This is a genomic window from Oerskovia turbata (assembly GCF_000718325.1).
Taxonomy (GTDB): Bacteria; Actinomycetota; Actinomycetes; order Actinomycetales; family Cellulomonadaceae; genus Oerskovia; species Oerskovia turbata.
On record NZ_JOFV01000003.1, the window covers coordinates 56,418 to 75,176 of the forward strand.

Annotated in this window: 15 protein-coding genes; 6 read left to right on the plus strand and 9 right to left on the minus strand. The window is 72.1% G+C overall.

Translation table 11 applies throughout. The features are described from left to right. Positions 1 to 52 precede the first annotated feature (52 nt). From IE95_RS0103415 to narI, 4 genes are read left to right on the plus strand one after another with little or no spacing between them, the layout of a single operon-like run. Positions 53 to 3,970 carry a nitrate reductase subunit alpha gene (locus tag IE95_RS0103415; protein ID WP_030150229.1) on the plus strand — a complete coding sequence of 1,306 codons (3,918 nt, stop codon included), beginning with the start codon at positions 53 to 55 and terminating at the stop codon, positions 3,968 to 3,970. Next, a complete protein-coding gene (gene narH / locus IE95_RS0103420) occupies positions 3,970 to 5,679 on the plus strand; it encodes a nitrate reductase subunit beta (RefSeq protein WP_036570816.1) in 1,710 nt (569 codons plus the stop codon). Before IE95_RS0103415 ends, narH begins: the two co-directional genes overlap by 1 nt. Beyond that, positions 5,679 to 6,428, plus strand: coding sequence for a nitrate reductase molybdenum cofactor assembly chaperone (narJ, locus tag IE95_RS0103425; RefSeq protein WP_051702672.1), 750 nt, complete (start codon positions 5,679 to 5,681; stop codon positions 6,426 to 6,428). The genes narH and narJ overlap by 1 nt, the downstream gene beginning before the upstream one ends. Beyond that, complete coding sequence (narI, locus tag IE95_RS0103430) at positions 6,425 to 7,186, plus strand: respiratory nitrate reductase subunit gamma (RefSeq protein ID WP_030150232.1); 762 nt, start codon at positions 6,425 to 6,427, stop codon at positions 7,184 to 7,186. The genes narJ and narI overlap by 4 nt, the downstream gene beginning before the upstream one ends. 13 nt (positions 7,187 to 7,199) lie before the next feature. Here narI and IE95_RS0103435 read toward each other — a convergent pair whose 3' ends face one another. From IE95_RS0103435 to IE95_RS0103470, 8 genes are all read right to left on the minus strand, one after another. Beyond that, the gene (locus IE95_RS0103435; protein WP_030150233.1) at positions 7,200 to 8,324 is read right to left on the minus strand and encodes a pirin family protein; all 1,125 of its coding nucleotides are present in this window, start codon (positions 8,322 to 8,324) and stop codon (positions 7,200 to 7,202) included. A gap of 571 nt (positions 8,325 to 8,895) precedes the next feature. Next, positions 8,896 to 9,894, minus strand: coding sequence for a hypothetical protein (locus tag IE95_RS0103440; RefSeq protein WP_051702673.1), 999 nt, complete (start codon positions 9,892 to 9,894; stop codon positions 8,896 to 8,898). A 94-nt stretch (positions 9,895 to 9,988) separates the two neighbouring features. Then, positions 9,989 to 10,552 carry a DinB family protein gene (locus IE95_RS0103445; protein ID WP_051702674.1) on the minus strand — a complete coding sequence of 188 codons (564 nt, stop codon included), beginning with the start codon at positions 10,550 to 10,552 and terminating at the stop codon, positions 9,989 to 9,991. Positions 10,553 to 10,609: 57 nt separating this feature from the next. Then, complete coding sequence (locus tag IE95_RS0103450; RefSeq protein WP_030150236.1) at positions 10,610 to 10,912, minus strand: antibiotic biosynthesis monooxygenase; 303 nt, start codon at positions 10,910 to 10,912, stop codon at positions 10,610 to 10,612. A gap of 82 nt (positions 10,913 to 10,994) precedes the next feature. Next, positions 10,995 to 12,422, minus strand: coding sequence for a sugar porter family MFS transporter (locus IE95_RS0103455; protein WP_030150237.1), 1,428 nt, complete (start codon positions 12,420 to 12,422; stop codon positions 10,995 to 10,997). A gap of 117 nt (positions 12,423 to 12,539) precedes the next feature. After that, on the minus strand, positions 12,540 to 13,004 hold the full coding sequence (locus tag IE95_RS0103460; RefSeq protein ID WP_084689766.1) for a DUF779 domain-containing protein: 465 nt from the start codon (positions 13,002 to 13,004) through the stop codon (positions 12,540 to 12,542). Positions 13,005 to 13,101: 97 nt separating this feature from the next. Further along, positions 13,102 to 14,625, minus strand: coding sequence for an aldehyde dehydrogenase (gene adh / locus IE95_RS0103465; RefSeq protein WP_030150239.1), 1,524 nt, complete (start codon positions 14,623 to 14,625; stop codon positions 13,102 to 13,104). A gap of 174 nt (positions 14,626 to 14,799) precedes the next feature. Next, a complete protein-coding gene (locus IE95_RS0103470; protein WP_030150240.1) occupies positions 14,800 to 16,104 on the minus strand; it encodes a sigma-54-dependent transcriptional regulator family protein in 1,305 nt (434 codons plus the stop codon). Between the two features lie 131 nt (positions 16,105 to 16,235). Here IE95_RS0103470 and IE95_RS0103475 point away from each other — a divergent pair, with 131 nt between their 5' ends. Together IE95_RS0103475 and IE95_RS0103480 are read left to right on the plus strand one after the other, a co-directional pair. Further along, positions 16,236 to 16,841 (plus strand): TetR/AcrR family transcriptional regulator, encoded by a 606-nt coding sequence (locus IE95_RS0103475; protein WP_030150241.1) that lies wholly within the window; start codon positions 16,236 to 16,238, stop codon positions 16,839 to 16,841. A 38-nt stretch (positions 16,842 to 16,879) separates the two neighbouring features. Next, complete coding sequence (locus IE95_RS0103480) at positions 16,880 to 17,698, plus strand: CPBP family intramembrane glutamic endopeptidase (protein WP_051702675.1); 819 nt, start codon at positions 16,880 to 16,882, stop codon at positions 17,696 to 17,698. Here IE95_RS0103480 and IE95_RS0103485 read toward each other — a convergent pair. After that, complete coding sequence (locus IE95_RS0103485) at positions 17,695 to 18,726, minus strand: protein kinase family protein (protein ID WP_240666389.1); 1,032 nt, start codon at positions 18,724 to 18,726, stop codon at positions 17,695 to 17,697. The genes IE95_RS0103480 and IE95_RS0103485 overlap by 4 nt on opposite strands. Positions 18,727 to 18,759: the final 33 nt, after the last annotated feature.

Sequence of the window (18,759 nt, forward strand, 5' to 3'; positions counted from 1 at the left end):
ACTGCGAGGCAGACGAACGTACAGCACGATCCTGCTCGCCCCAGGAGGTCGCATGTCGCAGTCCACCGTCCCCGGCCCGGGCACCGCCGCCCGCGCCGCGGGCGCCGCACGCCCTGAGTCCCCCGGAGGCGGTGGTGAGGACGCGCTGCTCCGGCTCGGCAAGCACCTGCGCCGCGGAGAGGTCTCGCCCGACCTGCGGCAGCTGTTCCTCCAGGGCGGCCGCGAGGGCGACGTCTTCTACCGGGACCGGTGGTCGCACGACAAGGTCGTGCGCTCGACGCACGGCGTGAACTGCACCGGGTCGTGCTCGTGGAAGGTGTATGTCAAGGACGGCATCATCACGTGGGAGACGCAGCAGACGGACTACCCGTCGGTCGGCCCGGACTCGCCCGAGTACGAGCCGCGCGGTTGTCCGCGCGGCGCGGCGTTCAGCTGGTACACGTACTCCCCGACGCGGGTCCGCTACCCGTACGTGCGGGGGGTGCTGCTGCGCGCGTTCCGGGAGGCCAAGGCCCGCACGGGTGACCCGGTGCTCGCGTGGGCCGAGGTCACGGGCGATCCGGAGACGGCGCGCGCGTACAAGCAGGCACGCGGCAAGGGTGGCCTGGTCCGGGCGTCGTGGGACGAGGCCGCGGAGATCGTCGCGGCGGCCCACGTCCACACGATCAAGACCTACGGCCCGGACCGCATCGCGGGCTTCTCGCCCATCCCGGCGATGTCGATGGTCTCGCACGGCGTGGGGGCCCGGTTCGTCTCGATGCTGGGCGGCGCGATGCTGTCGTTCTACGACTGGTACGCGGACCTCCCGGTCGCGTCCCCGCAGGTGTTCGGCGACCAGACCGACGTGCCCGAGTCGGCCGACTGGTGGAACTCCTCGTACTGCATCATGTGGGGCTCGAACATCCCGGTGACCCGCACCCCGGACGCGCACTTCATGGCCGAGGCGCGCTATCGCGGCCAGAAGGTGATCGTGGTCTCGCCCGACTACGCCGACAACACGAAGTTCGCGGACGAGTGGCTCGCGGTGCATCCCGGCACGGACGGTGCGCTGGCCCTCGCGATGGGGCACGTGATCCTGCGAGAGTTTCACGTGGAACGTCGCACCGCGCCGTTCGTGGACTACCTGAGGAGGTACACGGACTCGCCGTTCCTCGTGACGCTCACGCCGAGCCCGGCGTCGTCGGGGCCCGACGGCGCCGCTCGCCCCGCGGGGGACGTCACCTACGTCCCGGGCAAGTTCCTCACCGCGGCCGACCTCGCGGACGACGTCCTGCCGGGCGCCGCGAGCGCCGCGAACGCGGCCTTCAAGCCCGTCCTGCTCGACGCCGACGGCTCGCCCGTGATCCCGAACGGCACGCTGGGCCACCGGTTCGGCGAGGCCGACGAGGGGAAGTGGAACCTCGACCTGGAGGGCGTCGAACCGCTGCTGTCGGTCGCGGACGGCCGCACGACCGGGCACGATCCGCTGACGGGGGCGGCGCCGTCGGGCCATGACGACACCACGACCGCGCGCGTGGACCTGCCGCGCTTCGACCTCTCGCCCGACCCCGACCAGGGCGACGAGCGCATGCACACGGGGGGCGCGGGCTCGGTCACGCGCGGCGTGCCGGTGCGGCGCGTGGGCGGGCACCTGGTGACCACGGTGTTCGACCTGCTGCTGGCCCGGTACGGCGTGAACCGTGAGGACCTGGACCTGCCCGGCGAGTGGCCCACGGGCTACGACGACGCGGACTCCCCCGGCACCCCCGCGTGGCAGGAGCAGTTCACGGGGGTCCCCGCGGCGGCGGCAGCACGGATCGGGCGCGAGTTCGCGGACAACGCCGAGAAGTCCGGTGGGCGCTCGATGATCATCATGGGCGCCGGCGCCAACCACTGGTTCCACGCCGACACGATCTACCGCGCCATGCTCGCGCTGACGACCATGACGGGCTGCCAGGGCGTCAACGGCGGCGGGTGGGCGCACTACGTCGGGCAGGAGAAGTGCCGGCCCGTCACGGGATGGGCCCAGTACGCGGGCGGCCTGGACTGGTCGCGGCCCCCGCGCCAGATGATCGGCACGGCGTTCTGGTACGTCGCGACCGACCAGTGGCGCTACGACGGGCTGCCCGCGGACGCGCTCGCGACCCCCCTGGGCTCGGGCATGTTCGCGGGCCGGACCACGGCCGACTGCCTGGTCGAGTCCGCGCAGCGCGGCTGGATGCCCAGCTACCCGACGTTCGACCGCAACCCGCTCGACCTCGTGGACCAGGCCGAGGCGGCCGGGGCCGAGCCCGCGGACTACGTGGTCTCCGAGCTGCGCAGCGGCGCGCTCAGGTTCGCGGTCGAGGCGCCCGACGCCCCCGAGAACTTCCCGCGCTGCGTCACGGTGTGGCGGGCCAACATCCTGGGGTCCTCGGGCAAGGGCAACGAGTACTTCCTCAAGCACCTGCTCGGGACCGACTCCGCGGTGCTCGCGGACGAGTCGGCGCCGGGGCGGCGACCGCAGTCGATCGAGTGGGCCGAGGAGGGCGCGCGCGGCAAGCTCGACCTGCTCACGACGCTCGACTTCCGCATGACGAGCACCACGCTGTTCTCGGACGTCGTGCTGCCCGCGGCCACCTGGTACGAGAAGCACGACCTGTCCACCACGGACATGCACCCGTTCGTGCACTCGTTCAACCCCGCGATCAGCCCGCCGTGGCAGACCCGCACGGACTTCGACATCTTCCACACGATCGCGAAGAAGATCAGCGAGTACTCGGTCGAGCACCTGGGCGTGCGCCAGGACCTCGTGGCCGCTCCCCTGCTGCACGACACCCCGGACGCCATGTCGGTACCGCACGGCACCATCGTCGACTCGGGCGCGGGGTCGGCGTCCCGTCCTCTGATCCCGGGCGTGACCATGCCCAAGCTCGTCGTGGTCGAGCGCGACTACCCGGCGTTCGCCGACCGCATGGCCTCGCTCGGCCCGCTCACCGAGAAGCTCGGCATGGTCACCAAGGGCGTGCAGTTCTCGCCCGGTGAGGAGGTGCGGTCCCTGGGGCAGCGGAACGGCCTCGTGCAGTCGGGTCCCGCGGCGGGCCGCCCGCGGCTCGACAAGGACACGCACGCGTGCGAGATGATCCTGGCGCTGTCCGGCACGACGAACGGCCGGCTCGCGGTCCAGGGTTTCGAGCACGTCGAGAAGCGCACGGGCGTCGAGCTCGCGGACCTCGCGCGCGACGAGCAGGGCAAGCGGGTCACGTTCCCGGACGTCCAGTCCCGCCCGACGACGGTCATCACCTCTCCCGAGTGGTCCGGCTCGGAGCACGGGGGCCGCCGGTACACCGCGTTCGCGATCAACGTCGAGCGGCTCAAGCCGTGGCACACCCTCACGGGACGCCAGCACTTCTTCCTCGACCACGACTGGATGACCGAGCTCGGCGAGCAGCTGCCGATCTTCCGGCCGCCGCTCGACATGCACCGGCTCTTCCCCGACTCCCCCGCGCTCGGCGACCGCTCCCCGAGCGGCTACCCCGGCTCGCAGGGCCAGGCCGAGGTCGCCGTGCGGTACCTGACGCCGCACTCGAAGTGGTCCATCCACTCCGAGTACCAGGACAACCTGTTCATGCTCTCGCTGTCGCGCGGCGGGCCGAACATCTGGATGTCCCCGCGCGACGCCGACAAGATCGGGGTCCGCGACAACGAGTGGATCGAGGCCTACAACCGCAACGGCGTGGTCGTGGCCCGGGCCGTCGTCTCGCACCGCATGCCCGAGGGCACGGTCTACATGCACCACGCGACCGACCGCACGATCGACGTCCCGATCGCCGAGACCTCGGGGCTGCGCGGCGGCATCCACAACTCGTTGACGCGGGTGCTGCTCAAACCGAGCCACCTCGTCGGGGGCTATGCGCAGCTGGCCTTCGCGTTCAACTACCTCGGTCCCACGGGCAACCAGCGCGACGAGGTCACGACGATCCGCCGCCGCTCGCAGGAGGTGACGTACTGATGCGTGTCATGGCTCAGATGTCGATGGTCATGAACCTCGACAAGTGCATCGGGTGCCACACGTGCTCGGTCACGTGCAAGCAGGCGTGGACGAACCGTACGGGCGTCGAGTACGTGTGGTTCAACAACGTCGAGACGCGGCCCGGGCTGGGCTACCCCCGGACCTACCAGGACCAGTCGACGTGGCAGGGCGGCTGGGTCCGCACCAAGCGGGGCAAGCTCAAGCTCCGCGCGGGCGGGCGGGCCAAGAAGCTCGCGACGATCTTCTCCAACCCCAAGCTGCCGTCGATCCACGAGTACTACGAGCCGTGGACGTACGAGTACGACATGCTGCTCTCCTCGCCGCAGGGCCAGCACACCCCGGTCGCCAAGCCCAAGTCCCTGCTCACGGGCGAGGACATGAAGATCGAGTGGTCGGCCAACTGGGACGACGACCTGGGCGGGTCCAAGGAGACCATGCAGGACGACCCGATCCTGGCGCACATGAGCGAGCACGTCGCCTCGGAGTTCGAGCAGACCTTCATGTTCTACCTGCCGAGGATCTGCGAGCACTGCCTCAACCCGGCGTGCGTCGCGTCGTGCCCGTCGGGGGCCATGTACAAGCGCGCCGAGGACGGGATCGTCCTGGTCGACCAGGACCAGTGCCGCGGGTGGCGCATGTGCGTCACGGGCTGCCCGTACAAGAAGGTCTACTTCAACCACAAGACCGGCAAGGCCGAGAAGTGCACCCTGTGCTACCCGCGGCTCGAGGTCGGGCTGCCCACGGTCTGTTCGGAGACGTGCGTGGGGCGCCTGCGCTACCTGGGCCTGGTCCTGTACGACGCCGACCGCGTGACCGAGGCCGCGGCGGTCGAGGACGAGCACGAGCTGTTGGAGTCCCAGCGCTCGGTGTTCCTCGACCCGCACGACCCCGCGGTGATCGCCGCGGCCCGGGCCGAGGGCATCCCCGAGGACTGGATCCAGGCCGCGCAGGCCTCGCCCATCTGGGCCCTCATCCAGAAGTACCGCGTGGCCCTGCCGCTGCACCCCGAGTACCGGACCATGCCGATGGTCTGGTACATCCCGCCGCTGTCCCCCGTGGTCGACGTGGTGGGCTCGTCGGGCAACGACGGCGAGGACCCGCGCACCCTGTTCGCGGCGATCTCCAAGCTCCGCATCCCGCTCGAGTACCTCGCGGGCCTGTTCACCGCGGGCGACACGGTCCCGGTCGAGCGCACGCTGCGCCGACTGGCCGCGATGCGCTCGTACATGCGCGACATCAACCTGGGCGAGGAGCCGAACGAAGCCATCGCCCGCGCGGTCGGCATGACGGGCACCGAGATCGAGGAGATGTACCGCCTGCTCGCGATCGCCAAGTACGAGGACCGCTACGTCATCCCGACCGCCCACCAGGAGATCGCACGCGAGCTCGAGGAGATCAGCTGCTCGCTCGACTTCGACGGCGGCCCCGGCATGGGCGGCATGGGCGGCGCGGGCCCGTTCGGGTCGTCGAGCGGGACTCCCACCCCCGTCGCGGTCGAGAACTTCCACGTGCTCCAGGCCCGCCAGACGGCCGACTCCCCCAACGGGCCCTCGACGTCCGGGCGCGTCAACCTCCTCAACTGGGACGGCAACGGCCGGCCCGCGGGCCTGTTCCCGCCGGGCACTCCCGACGGCCCCGAGGGTCCGGGCCCGGACACGTCCGACGACGACAACCCGGCGGTGCGCTGATGGGATTGTTCGGCACGTCCTCGGCGACGACCTTCCTGCCCCGTCCGACGGCGCGCACGCCCCTCCTGGAGCCCCTCGCCCCCGTCCGGGCCACGCCCGCGCAGCGGCGCACCACCCACATGGCCGCCTCGCTCCTGCTCGACTACCCCGACGCCAGGACGATCGCCGCCGCGCGCGAGGTGCGCGACGTCGTCGGGCAGCTTCCCGGTGCCGTGCAGGCGCGGCTCGGCACGTTCCTCGACGACCTGGAGACCGGCGAGCCCGCCGCGCTCGAGGCGCGCTACGTCGCGACGTTCGACCTCAAGCGCAAGTGCTCGATGTACCTGTCGTACTACGCGGCCGGGGACACGCGGAAGCGCGGCATGGCGCTCGTCCGGTTCGTGCAGGCGTACCGGGCCGCCGGGTGGGAGGTCGACGGCGAGGAGCTGCCCGACTACCTGCCCATGGCCCTCGAGTTCTCCGCCCGGGCGACCGCGCGCGACGAGGAGCGCATCGCCGCGGGACTGCTCGGCTCGCACCGCCAGGGCATCGAGGTGCTGCGCTCCGCGCTCGCCGCGATGTCCAGCCCGTACGCGCTCGTGGTCGAGGCCGTGTGCCTGACCCTGCCCCCGCTCGACGCCGAGACCGAGCGCCGGTACCTCGAGCTCGTGACGTCGGGCCCGCCGACCGAGATGGTCGGGCTGTCGGCCATGGGGCCGCTCGAACCGTTCGCCCCCGCAGGGGCGCCGCCCGAGGAGGTACGACGATGACCGGAGCGAGCACGGGAGACATCCTGCTGTGGGTCGTCTTCCCCTACGTGACGTTCGCGGTGTTCGTCGTCGGGTCCGTGTGGCGGTACCGCTACGACAAGTTCGGGTGGACCACGCGGTCGAGCGAGCTCTACGAGAAGAAGCTCCTGCGGCTCGGTTCGCCGCTGTTCCACTTCGGGTTGCTGTTCGTGATCCTCGGGCACGTCCTGGGGCTCGTGATCCCCGAGTCGTGGACCGAGGCCGTGGGGATCGACGAGACCGCGTACCACTTCGTGGCCACCTACATGGGTTCGCTCGCGGCCCTCGCGCTCGTCGCCGGGCTGCTCATCCTCGTCTACCGGCGGCGGACCACCGGGCCGGTGTTCCTCGCGACCACGCGCATGGACAAGGTCATGTACGTGTTCCTCGCCGCGTCGATCCTGCTCGGCGCGTGGGCGACCGTCCAGACCCAGCTCCTCGCCGAGAACCACGGGTACAACTACCGCGAGACCATCTCCCCCTGGTTCAGGTCCCTCTGGTACTTCCAGCCGCAGCCAGAGCTCATGGCAGGCGTGCCCGCCGCGTTCCAGCTCCACATCGTCGCCGCGAACCTGCTGTTCGTCCTGTGGCCCTTCACGCGGCTCGTGCACGCGTTCTCGGCGCCCGTGCCGTACATGTTCCGGCCCTACATCGTGTACCGCTCGCGCGACGCGTCCGTGGCGTCCCGTGAGCCGCGGCCCGGGTGGGACCCCTCGGAGCGGCCGGGGACGAAGCGGTAGGTCTCCGACGCCCTCAGGCCGGCCGTCTGCGCGGCTTGAGCCGCACGTCGGGCAGCACCGGTGCGGGCAGCGGGCCGCCGTCGTACCCGAGGACCTCACCGAACCGGCGGCCCGACGCCCCCGGGGCGTAGCGCGTGCCGCCGTCCCCGGGCACGAGGACCGGCGCCGCGGCCGCCTCGTCGTCCCGGGCAGCCGCGCTGACCTTGACCTGCGCCATCCAGTCCGCCCGAGCCGCGGCGACGTCGTCGTGCGAGCGGCCCACGAAGTTCCACCACATGACGATCTCCTCGGCGAAGGGCTCGCCGCCGATCAGCACGGCCCGCACGGGCCTGTCGCCCGCGGAGACGGTCAGCGTCGAGGGCCCCGGCTCGACGTAGCCGAGGGACGCGACCGGCACGGGCACGCCCTCGAACGACGCGTCGCCCGCGTCGACGAGCAGCGCGTGCTCGAACCCCGGGTCCACCGCGAGCTCGACCGACGCGCCCGCGGGCAGGTCGATCTGCGCCCCGACGAGGGGCGTGAAGACGGTCGCGGCCGACCGCAGCTCGGCGCCGCCCACATTCAGCGAACCCACGAGCACCTGGACGCGCTCACCTGCCAGCCCGCTCCACGCGGGCAGGTTCCCGTGGTGCTCGAAGAAGGGCTCGTCACCGAGCCGGTCCGCCGGCAGCGCGACCCAGAGCTGCACGCCGTGCAGCAGGGGCGGCCGCGCGCCCGCGGGCGACTCCTCCGAGTGCGAGATGCCGCGCCCGGCCGTCATGAGGTTGAGCTCGCCCGGCCGCACGGTCTGCAGCGACCCGACCGAGTCGCGGTGCAGGATCTCGCCCTCGAACAGCCAGCTCACGGTCTGGAGCCCCGTGTGGGGGTGCGGCGGGACCTGCATGCCGTCGGAGGCCCGGACGTCGTCGGGCCCGTAGTGGTCCAGGAAGCACCATGCGCCCACGAGCGAGCGGACGCGCTGCGGCAGGGTGCGGCGCACGTCCATGGCGCGGGTCCCGCCGAGCGGGACCTGGCGGTGGTCGAGGATCTCGACGGGCGTGCGGCCCGCGGGCGCTCCGTCCACAGGGCTGCCCGACGGCGCCGCGTGGCTCCCTGCGGCGCACACCTCTTCACGGGGCCGTGTCTCGAGGTTGCTCATGGGGCGAGCCTAGGCTCGCCCGCCGTCGGAGGCTCGCCACGGGACGGGCAGGAGACGGAACGAGGCTCCCGGCGGGGGCCGGGAGCCTCGCTGATGACCGTGTGCCCTGGAACGGCCGGGCCTTGACGGTCCGGCCGGGCTCCGCGTCGACGTCGCGGCTCGACGCCCTCCCCACGACGAGCGGGTGCTCGTCCTGTTCTCCTGGAAGGCGCCTCTCACGATCGGCCTTCCGGTTCCGGTCGGGACCTGCGTCGTCACCCGCAGCCCGGGGTGTTGGGACCCGCGGGACGTCTCACCGTTCTCCGGTCAGCCTGGGGCTCTCGGGGGATGTGGTTCCAGCGTCCTTGCCGGTCCGTCCTCCCGTGCGGGAGAGCGTCGTTGGGGGCTGCTGCCGTACCCGTCGAAGCCGATAGTGACGTTTCTAGTCCTGCTCGGGCCACCCGTGCAAGAGGTCGACGGACCCTTTTTCGTCGGGCCCGTTCACCACAGGTTCGTCCACAACGTGATCCCCGTTCTCCCGTGTCTACCCACAGGCTTGTGCACAGAATCTGTGGATAACTCTGGGGGCTGTTCACACCCAGAACCTCGCGGTGCTCTCCGCCGCGATGCGTTCCTCGACCTCCGCGGCCGACACCTCGAAACCGCCGTCGTCGACCAGGACGCCCTGGACCCTGCCCTGCAGCACCGCGGCGAGCCGGGCGAGCGAAGCCCGCATACGGGCCCGTGCGATCAGGTGCAGCCCCGACGGCTCCTCGACGTCCAGCTCGTAGGCGTCCGTCGGGAGCCACGAGAGCCGGTACGCGAACGGGCCGTACTCACGCCAGTCCAGCGCAGCCAACGACGCCGGCACCCTGTCGACCTTCTGCACCACGACCTGCACCACGCCGTCGTACGGCGTCTCACCGACCAGTGCGAAGTCGACCAGCCGGTCCGCCCGCTCCTCGACCCCGGACACGTACGCGCCCGGGACGAACGTCCGCAGCACCCCCAGGGCCGACTCGGGCGTCAGCGCGTGCGCGCTGAACACCGTCAGGTCGACGCCCCGCGCCGGGTCGGGCGTCAGCACCTGCGTGCCGTCGACCGCGACGCTGCCCCCGACCTTGCGCGCCGCCGCCACGGCCCACCGGACGACGCGCAGCTCCAGCTCCTCGGGGAGACCCGCGGCGAAGACCCGCCCGAGCCCGTCACGGTCCTCGACGTCGAGGGGAGCCCTTCCTCGTGAGGAGTGCGTGACCCGGACCGCCCACCCCTCGGCGGCCGCGAACGCCAGGCCCAGCGTCTGCGTCCCGGGCGACAGCACCACGAACGGCCCGACGACCTCGACCCCCTCGGTGAGGCGGAGCACCCCGGGGCGACGCACGTCGTCGGGCACCACGCCGCGGAAGCGCGCGCCCGCCATGGGGCGCTCCGCCGGACCGCTCGTCGGCTCGCTGACCCAGCCCGCCTCCGGGAACCAGGCCCGCGCGAGCGCCTCGATCCCCGGGCGCGCGATGCCGCGCGAACGCGGCAGCGCGAGCAGGTGGTCACTGCGGTACAGGTCGGGGACCCACCCCGTCGGAGGAAGCGTCATGACGTGACGCTAGACGCGCCGAGGACCGTCCAGAATGCCGGGAGGTTACGGGCGTGGGTCGGGTGCGGACCTCAGGCGCTCTGGCAGGCCCGTGTCAGGAGGTGGGAGAGCCGACGTCGTGCAGGTGGTGGACGACGTCGTGCAGGAAGTACCGGCCCAGCGTGCGCACCGTGAAGACCGAGCCGTTCGACCGGCGGCCGGGCCGCTCCCAGTCGTCGGGCCCGACGGCGTCGAACCGCGCCGCGACCCGGTCACCCGCGATCGCGACCTCCCGGGCGAGGAGCTGCGGGTCCTGGTGCTCGTAGTCGCCCGCGAGCGCCGCCGCGTCCTGGTCCCAGTTCGCGAACAGCGGGTCGTCGCCCTCGACCATCGACGCGAGACGCACGTCGAAGACGGCGAACACGTCGCGCACGTGCGCCGCGTACTCGAGCGGGGACCACGTGTGCTCGTCGGGACGCACCGCGACGTCGGGGCGAGACAGCACGTCCTGCCAGCGCGGGATCGTCGCACGGACCGCGGGCCCCACCTGGTCCGGGTCGATCGTGCCCGACTCGAACCCGCACTCGGGGCACGGGCGGTCCAGGACCCAGGTCCAGTCCTTGGTGTCAGGGGTGATGCCGGAGGGCCCGGCCTGGCCGGGCTGCTGTGGCGTCGTCATGTCGGGATGCTAGGTCCCCGTCGCGCGGCGCGGAAACCCCGGTCCAGCCTGTGGGCCTCACTCCTGCGGGGCGGGCGGCGGGATCTCGTCGAGCAGGAGGACGTCGAGCGGCTCGAGCATCCACTCCTCGAACGGCACGCTCCGGAACAGGTCGAACAGGGCGTCCTCGCCCGCGGTGAAGGCTTCCGACGACTCCCAGGTCGTCGTGAGGACCAGGCGCTCGTCGTCGCCCTCCGACCACACCGCCGACTGCACGAGCCCCGCGACCGACCGGGTGATCAGGGCGGCCTGCTGGAGGTAGGCGAGCGTCACGCCACGGAACTCGGGGCGCGGACGGTGCACGACGACCTGCGTGAACATCGGTCCTCCCCGGTCTCGGCTCTCAACGCTACGAGCCGCTGACGACCCCTGGGAAGAGTACGACAGGGTGATGTCCTGGGCGTCATGCCGCCCGGGTCCCGTCGCCCATCTCGTCGAGGGACCGCCCCTTGGTCTCGGGGAGGAACCGCAGCACGAAGAACACCCCGAACGCGGAGATCGCGGCGAACGTCCCGTACGTCGCCGGCAACCCCCACGCCTCGCTGACCACGGGGAACGACCTCGTCACGGCGTAGTTCACGAACCACTGCACGGCTGTGGCGACCGCGAGCGCCGTCGACCGGATCGCGGGCGGGAACATCTCCCCGAGCAGCACCCAGCCGAGCGGGCCCCACGTGAGCCCGAACGAGACGACCATGAGGTTGACGGCGACGAGGGCCGTCATGGCCCACGCGACGGGGAAGACCAGCTCGCCCGAGGCCGACGTCGTCGCCTGCCCGAACGCGAACGCCGTCACCGCGAGCGCGAGCGCCATGCCGACGGACCCGGCCGCGAGCACGGGGCGCCGCCCGAACCTGTCCGCGAGGCCGATCGCCACGACCGTGACCGCGATGTTGACCCCTGCGGTCACGAGCGACATCGTCAGGGCCTCGGACTCGGTGAAGCCGACCGACTCCCACAACGACGTCGAGTAGACGAACACGGCGTTGATGCCGCTGAGCTGGACGAGGGCCGCGACACCCAGCCCGATCCACACGATGGGCCGCAGCCCCAGGGCAGGGCCGCGCAGGTCCCGGAGCGAGGTCGTGGCGTGCGCGCCGATCGACATGCGGATCCGGTCGACCTCCTCGTCCACCTCGTCGTCGGCGAGACCCGTGAACCCTTGCAGGACGCGCCGGGCCTCGACCTCACGTCCCCGGCCCACGAGGTAGCGGGGCGACTCGGGCAGTCGCAGGGCCGCGAGCCCGTAGAGCGCCGCGGGGACGAGCTCGACCAGGAACATCCAGCGCCACGCGGGGAACCCTGCCCAGAGGTCGTGCACGGCACCCCCGGCCGCGCGAGACATCGCCAGCCCGACGGCGAGGGCCACGAAGATCCCGATGGTGATGAAGAGCTGCTGCAGCCCGCCGAGGCGTCCGCGCGAGCGCGGCGCGGCGATCTCGGCGATGTACGCGGGCGCCATGACCGACGCCGCGCCGATCCCGACGCCCGCGAGGAGCCGCACGGGCAGCAGCACGGCCACGGACGGGGCGAACGCCGCGGCCACGGCGCACAGACCGAACAGCAGCGCGGAGAGCAGCATGACGCGCACGCGGCCGAGCCGCTCCGACACCGCCCCGGCGAACCAGGCCCCCGCGGCGCACCCCAGGAGGGACAGCGAGGCCACCATGCCACGCATGCTCGCGGTCAGGTCGAAGTGCTCGCTCAGCGCCCCGACGGCGGAGTTGACCACCGACGTGTCGAACCCGAAGAGCAGGCCGCCGAGCGCCGCGGCGAGGCACGCGAGGAACACCCTGCCCGGGACGCGGGGGCGGAACCGTTCGGCGCTCATGGTCCGAACACTGCCACGGGATCTCGCACAGGGCGCAGCGCCCGGGGGGTGATCCTCGCCGCCAGCCGGGTGTCAGAACCAGCGAGCACCCGAGACCGCGCTCGTTCTGACAGGACCTCAGAGCACCTGGCCCGCGAGACCCGCCGACTCCTCGTCCGAGAACAGCCGCGACCGGATGATGAACCGCACCCCCTCGGGCGCCTCGACGCTGAACCCCGACCCGCGCCCCGGCACCACGTCGACCGTCAGGTGCGTGTGGCTCCAGTACTCGAACTGGCTGCGGCTCATCCAGAACGGCACCGTGAACGTCGGTTCCTCCGGGTCGACCACGACCAGGTCGCCCAGGTACACGTCGGCGTCCGACGTCAGGAACTCGCCCTGCGGGTAGCACATGGGCGACGAGCCGTCGCAGCACCCACCGGACTGGTGGAACATGAGCTCGCCGTACTGGATCCGCAGGCGCGCGAGCAGCTCGGCAGCCGCCGGGGTCAGCCCCACTCTCTCGGGCCGCACCTCGCCGGGCGAGGAAGCCCCCGCCCCCGGTGCGGCGACCTGCGGGCCGGGCGTGACGTCGTCGGGCATGATCCTTCTCCCCTCGTGGCGGGCGGAACGGCGGAGCCGCTGACTGGACGAGCGGGCGGGACCCGGGCCGGGCCCCGCCCACGACGACGGGCACGGCCTAGAAGAAGCCGAGCCTCGTGGCCGAGTAGCTGACCAGGAGGTTCTTGGTCTGCTGGTAGTGGTCGAGCATCATCTTGTGGTTCTCACGGCCCACGCCCGAGCCCTTGTACCCACCGAACGCGGCCGCCGCGGGGTACGCGTGGTAGCAGTTCGTCCACACGCGGCCCGCCTGGATCTCGCGGCCCGCCCGGTAGGCGATGTTGGCCTCGCGCGACCACACGCCCGCACCCAGGCCGTACAGGGTGTCGTTCGCGACCGTGATCGCGTCGTCGAAGTCGGCGAAGTCCGTGACCGCGACGACGGGCCCGAAGATCTCCTCCTGGAAGATGCGCATCGAGTTCTTGCCCTCGAAGATCGTCGGCGTCACGTAGTACCCGCCCGCGAGGTCGCCGCCCAGGTCCGCACGGGTGCCGCCCGTGAGGACCTTGGCGCCCTCGGCCTTGCCGATGTCGATGTAGCTGAGGATCTTCTCGAGCTGGTCGTTCGACGCCTGCGCGCCGATCATCGTCTCGGTGTCGAGCGGGTTGCCCTGCTTGACGGCCTTGGTCCGCTCGATCGCGTCGCCCAGGAACTGGTCGTAGATCGACGACTGGACGAGCGCGCGCGACGGGCACGTGCACACCTCGCCCTGGTTGAGGGCGAACATGGTGAACCCCTCGAGGGCCTTGTCGTAGAAGTCGTCCTTCTCGCGCGCCACGTCCTCGAAGAACAGGTTGGGCGACTTGCCGCCCAGCTCGAGCGTGACCGGGATGATGTTCTGGCTCGCGTACTGCATGATGAGCCGGCCCGTGGTGGTCTCGCCCGTGAACGCGATCTTGCGGATGCGCGGGCTCGACGCGAGCGGCTTGCCCGCCTCGACCCCGAACCCGTTGACCACGTTGACGACTCCCTGGGGCAGCAGGTCGCCGATGAGATCCATGAGGAACAGGATCGACGCGGGCGTCTGCTCGGCCGGCTTGAGGACCACGCAGTTGCCCGCCGCGAGCGCCGGGGCCAGCTTCCACACCGCCATGAGGATCGGGAAGTTCCACGGGATGATCTGCCCCACCACGCCCAGCGGCTCGTGGAAGTGGTAGGCGATGGTGTCCTCGTCGATCTCGGAGATCGACCCCTCCTGCGCCCGGATCGCGCCCGCGAAGTAGCGGAAGTGGTCGATCGCGAGGGGGATGTCCGCGGCGAGGGTCTCGCGCACGGGCTTGCCGTTCTCCCACGTCTCGGCGACCGCGATCTTCTCGAGGTTCGCCTCCATGCGGTCGGCGATCTTGTTGAGGATCACGGCCCGCTCGGTCGCGGTCGTCCTCCCCCAGGTGCGGGCGGCGCCGTGCGCGGCGTCGAGGGCGCGGTCGATGTCCTCGGCCGTGCCGCGCGCGACCTCCGTGAAGGTGCGTCCCGTGACGGGGCTCGGGTTCTCGAAGTAGCGGCCGCTCGCCGGGGCGACGTACTCGCCGCCGATCCAGTGGTCGTAGCGGGCCCTGTACTCGGCGATGGCTCCGGGAGTGCCCGGGGCAGCGTAGACGGTCATGTGCGTCTGCCTCCTTGCAGTGCTCTGTGCCGTGCGTGGCCCGCCGCCTGCCGTCTGCCCGCCGTCCGGCACGGTCCACGTCCCGGGACGCACCGTTGCGTCCGGGTGCACCGGACGTTACGCAGCGCAGGGTTGCAGGAGGGTTGCAGTCACGCTGTCAGAACGAGCGCGTCGTCAGCGCAGCGACCGGTCCAGCAGCGCGAGGCGCGCGCGGGCCCGTGCCGCCGCCGGGGTCCCGGGGGCGGCGAGGGCCCCTAGCCGGCGCCACGCCGCATGGTCGTCGGCACCCTCGTCGCTCGCGAGCCAGCGCCCCAGCGCCCCGACGTCGCCCGACGCGAGGACCGCCCCGCGCACCTCGGCCGACAGCTCGTCGCGCAGCCGTTCGACGCCCGGCGCGACCGACCGCGGAAGCACCGGGCCCGGGTACGCGGTGAGCGCGGCGTGCACGTCGCCCGCGGCGAGGAGGTCGCGCACGGTGTCGAGGTCGGTGCGCAGGGGCGCCCCGAGCCGGTAGGGCCGCGACCCGCCCAGCAGCGGTCCGACGGCCCGCCGCAGCCGCGACACCTCCGCGCGCACCGTCACGTCGGACAGCTCTCCGGGGTGCAGCAGCACGGCCAGCTCGTCCGCACCGAGCCCCCGCGGGGACGCGGCGAGCAGCAGCAGGATCTCGCTGTGGCGAAGGCTCAGGCGGCCCGACGGCGCCGCGTGCGTGCCGCCGTCGGGCGCGGTCGCGGAGGTGCCCGGGGCGGGCCACCCCGCCGCTGCGCCCGGCGCGGCGCGGAGCACCCCGTTGGACACGCCCAGCACGTCGAGGCGGGGGGCGAAGGGGCCGTGGCCGGTGGCACTCCGCTCGGACCGCTCGGAGCGCTCGGCGAGCTCGCGCTCGACCGCCGCGACCGAGGCACGCACGAGGGACAGCACCAGGCCCGACGCCGCGACGTGGCCCCCGGTGACGTCGAGGACCCCGAGGACGCGGCCCGTGCGCAGGTCGCGCACCGGGGCGGCCGCGCAGTTGAACGACTGGACGGGGCGCGTGAAGTGCTCGGCGCCGAGGACCTGGACGGGTCGGCCCGTCGCGAGGGCCGTGCCGGGGGCGTTGGTCCCGACGCGCTCCTCGCGCCACACCGCGCCCTCGACGAAGCCGATGCGCCCGACGTCGTCGCGCACCCTCGCACTGCCCTCGACCCACAGGATCCGCCCGGAGTCGTCGGTCATCGCGACGACCGCGCTCTCCCCCGCGAGCCCCGCGACCAGGAGGTCACGCACGACCGGCATGGCGCTCGCGAGCGGGTGCCGGGCCCGGTAGGTGCCGAGGTCGGCGTCCGACATCGACACGTCGGGCTGGGGGACGTCGGGGTCGACGCCGCTGCGGGCGCTGCGCCGCCACGACGCCGCGACGAGGGGACGGATGCCGGGCGGGAGCGCTCCCGTGCTCAGGAAGGCCTCGTGGGCGGCGCTCAGGGCCGCGGGGTCGGTCATGATCGCCTCCTTCGACACCCTCGTCGATTCCTGCCGGTTCTGGGGCCAGTGTAGGTGGCTCGGCGTGCACCGTCCTGGGCCGCGGAACGACGCGGATTAGCAATCTGACACGTAGTGCCTATGATGTCAGCATGCCGAAGATCATCGGCGGTTCGCTCCACGAGCACCGCGCACAGACCCGTCAGAAGCTCTTCGCGGCACTCTCGAACCTCATGATGGACCGCGGCTTCGACGCGATCTCGCTCGCGGACATCGCCGCCGCCGCAGGCGTCGGACGCACCGCGGTGTACAACCACTTCCCCGACAAGGAGTCGCTGCTCCTCGGCTTCATCACGCACGAGACCGAGCAGTACGTCGGGACCCTGGAGCGCGCGCTCGAAGGCGTCGACGACCCGGTCGAGCAGCTCCGCACCTACATCCGCCAGCAGGCGCAGCTCAAGCGCGTCTTCCACCTGGCCCCCGGACCCGACCTGCGCACCGTGCTCTCGCGCGGCACGCAGCAGCGCCTGCGCGAGCACGCCGTGATCGTCGAGGACACGCTGCGCCGCATCCTCACCGCAGGCATCGCGTGCGGCGAGTTCCCCGACCAGGACCTCGGCACCACGGTCCAGCTCGTCAACGCATGCCTCTCGGGCCGCCACATCCCCGAGGACCCCACCGCCCGCGAGCGCGCGATCGAAGCCACCGAGGCGTTCGTGCTGCGCGCCGTGGGCACGCAGGAGCTCGTCGCGGGCTGAGGTTTGACACCCCGAGCGGCAGGCTGGGAGCCTGCGGCGTGACCTCGACCGCACTGGCTCCAGCGCCCCGCGCCTTCCTCGCCCCGACCCTCACGTTCGTCCTGGCGACGTTCGTCGCATCGGGCGCGCTGCTCCTCCTCCAGCCCGTCGCGGGACTCAGCACGGACGTCCTGCCGCTCGTCCAGCTCGGCCCCGCGATCGGTGCAGGGATCACGCTCGCCGTCTTCCGTGGCTGCCTCGCGCCGCTCCTGCCCGACGCCGTCCCGCGCCGTCAGGTCGTCGCGCACCTGGTCCTGGCGTTCGCCGCGTGCCTGCTCTACTGGGGCGTGCTCGTCGCCGTGCTCCTGGTGCAGGGCACTCGTCTTGAGGGTGCGCAGGCCGCCGGCGCCGTCCCGTTCGCGCTCCTGCCCCTGCTGTTCCTCGTCGGCGCTGCCGGCGAGGAGATCGGGTGGCGCGGCATGCTCCAGCCGCTGCTCGAGAACCGGTTCTCGCTCCTGGCCGCGAGCATCGTGACGGGCCTCGTGTGGGGCGTGTGGCACGTGCAGATCTTCACGGCCGGGCCCGTCGTGATCGTGGGCTTCCTGCTCGCGACCGTCGCGCTGTCGGTGCTCATGGGCCACTTCGGCCGCGGGACCGTGCGGCAGCGGGTCGCGCTCGCGACGCTCGTGCACTGGCTGGTGAACCTCGCGCTGCTCGTGACGCTCGGCGACCGCCACTCGACTCCCGCCGGCACGGTCGCGAACGCGATCGCAGCGCTCGTGACCACGGCCGTGTTCATGGCGATGTTCGCCGCGGCCCAGCGCAAGCGGGGCAAGAGCGCGCTCGTCGCACGCCGGACGCAGGACGTCGCGGTCTAGGGGACCCGCTCGACGAACGCCCCGGTCCGGCGGAGAGCCTCGACCGGGAAGGGCGTCACCCGGCTCTCCCGCTGGAACCGGCGGGAGTAGTCCCCCATCACCGCCGCGACCGGCGCATGACGGACCAGGGTCGCCGCGACCTCGGACGGCACCCCCGCCGGACGCTCACCCTGCGCGCACGAACGCACGAACGTCCTGCGCTCGTCCGGTCCGTGGCCGTACCGGTCGACGGCGAGCCAGTTCACCAGGTACATGGCGGTGAAGGCACGGTCGTAGTCGCGGTGCTCGTCGACGAAGTCGACCTCGTCCCAGGCGAGCTCGAACCGGGAGGAGATCGCGAGGCCGAAGTCGGCGAAGTAGAGCCGCTCACCATCGGTCAGGACGTTCTCGAAGTGGACGTCGAGGTGCAGCAGGCCCCGGGCGTTCATGAACGCGACACCTGCCCTCAGCTCGTCCTCCACCAGTGCGCAGGCCCGCTCGGCGCTCTCGTCACCGGCCCTGGTCCGGTCGCCCATCCACTCGTGCAGGGTCTGCGGGACGTACTCCAGGAACAGCACGACGCTCGCCGTGGACCGCTCGAGGGCCTCGATCCGGCGGCGCACCTCCGGGCCCCCTCCCCAGTAGGCCACCGCACGGTCCACGTCGGACAGCTCCTCAGGAAGTGGCCGGCCATCGTCCGGGAGCACCCGCCAGTGGTGCATCAGGGGGAACCCCTCGAAGTCGCCCGCGATCACCCAGTCCGTCGTCATGACGTGCACGGCCAGCTCCCGCCAGGCGCCGAAGCCCGGGCTGCCGATGGCGCCGAGACCCACATGGCAGAACACCGGCAGCCCGAACAGGTTCGCCGTCGAGCGCAGGCTCTCTGGTCGTCGCTCGAGATCGGTGAGCCGCACCTGCTTGACGAAGACCGGGATCCCCTCGACCTCCAGCAGGGCGGTCGCCCCGCCGATGCCCGAGCCGGCCTGCGTGGCGGCGTCCACGAGCTCACGCAACCTGCGGTCGCTGCACAGCGACAGCGCCGTGGACACGGCTCCATGGGCGGCCAGACGGGATCCGCGGGA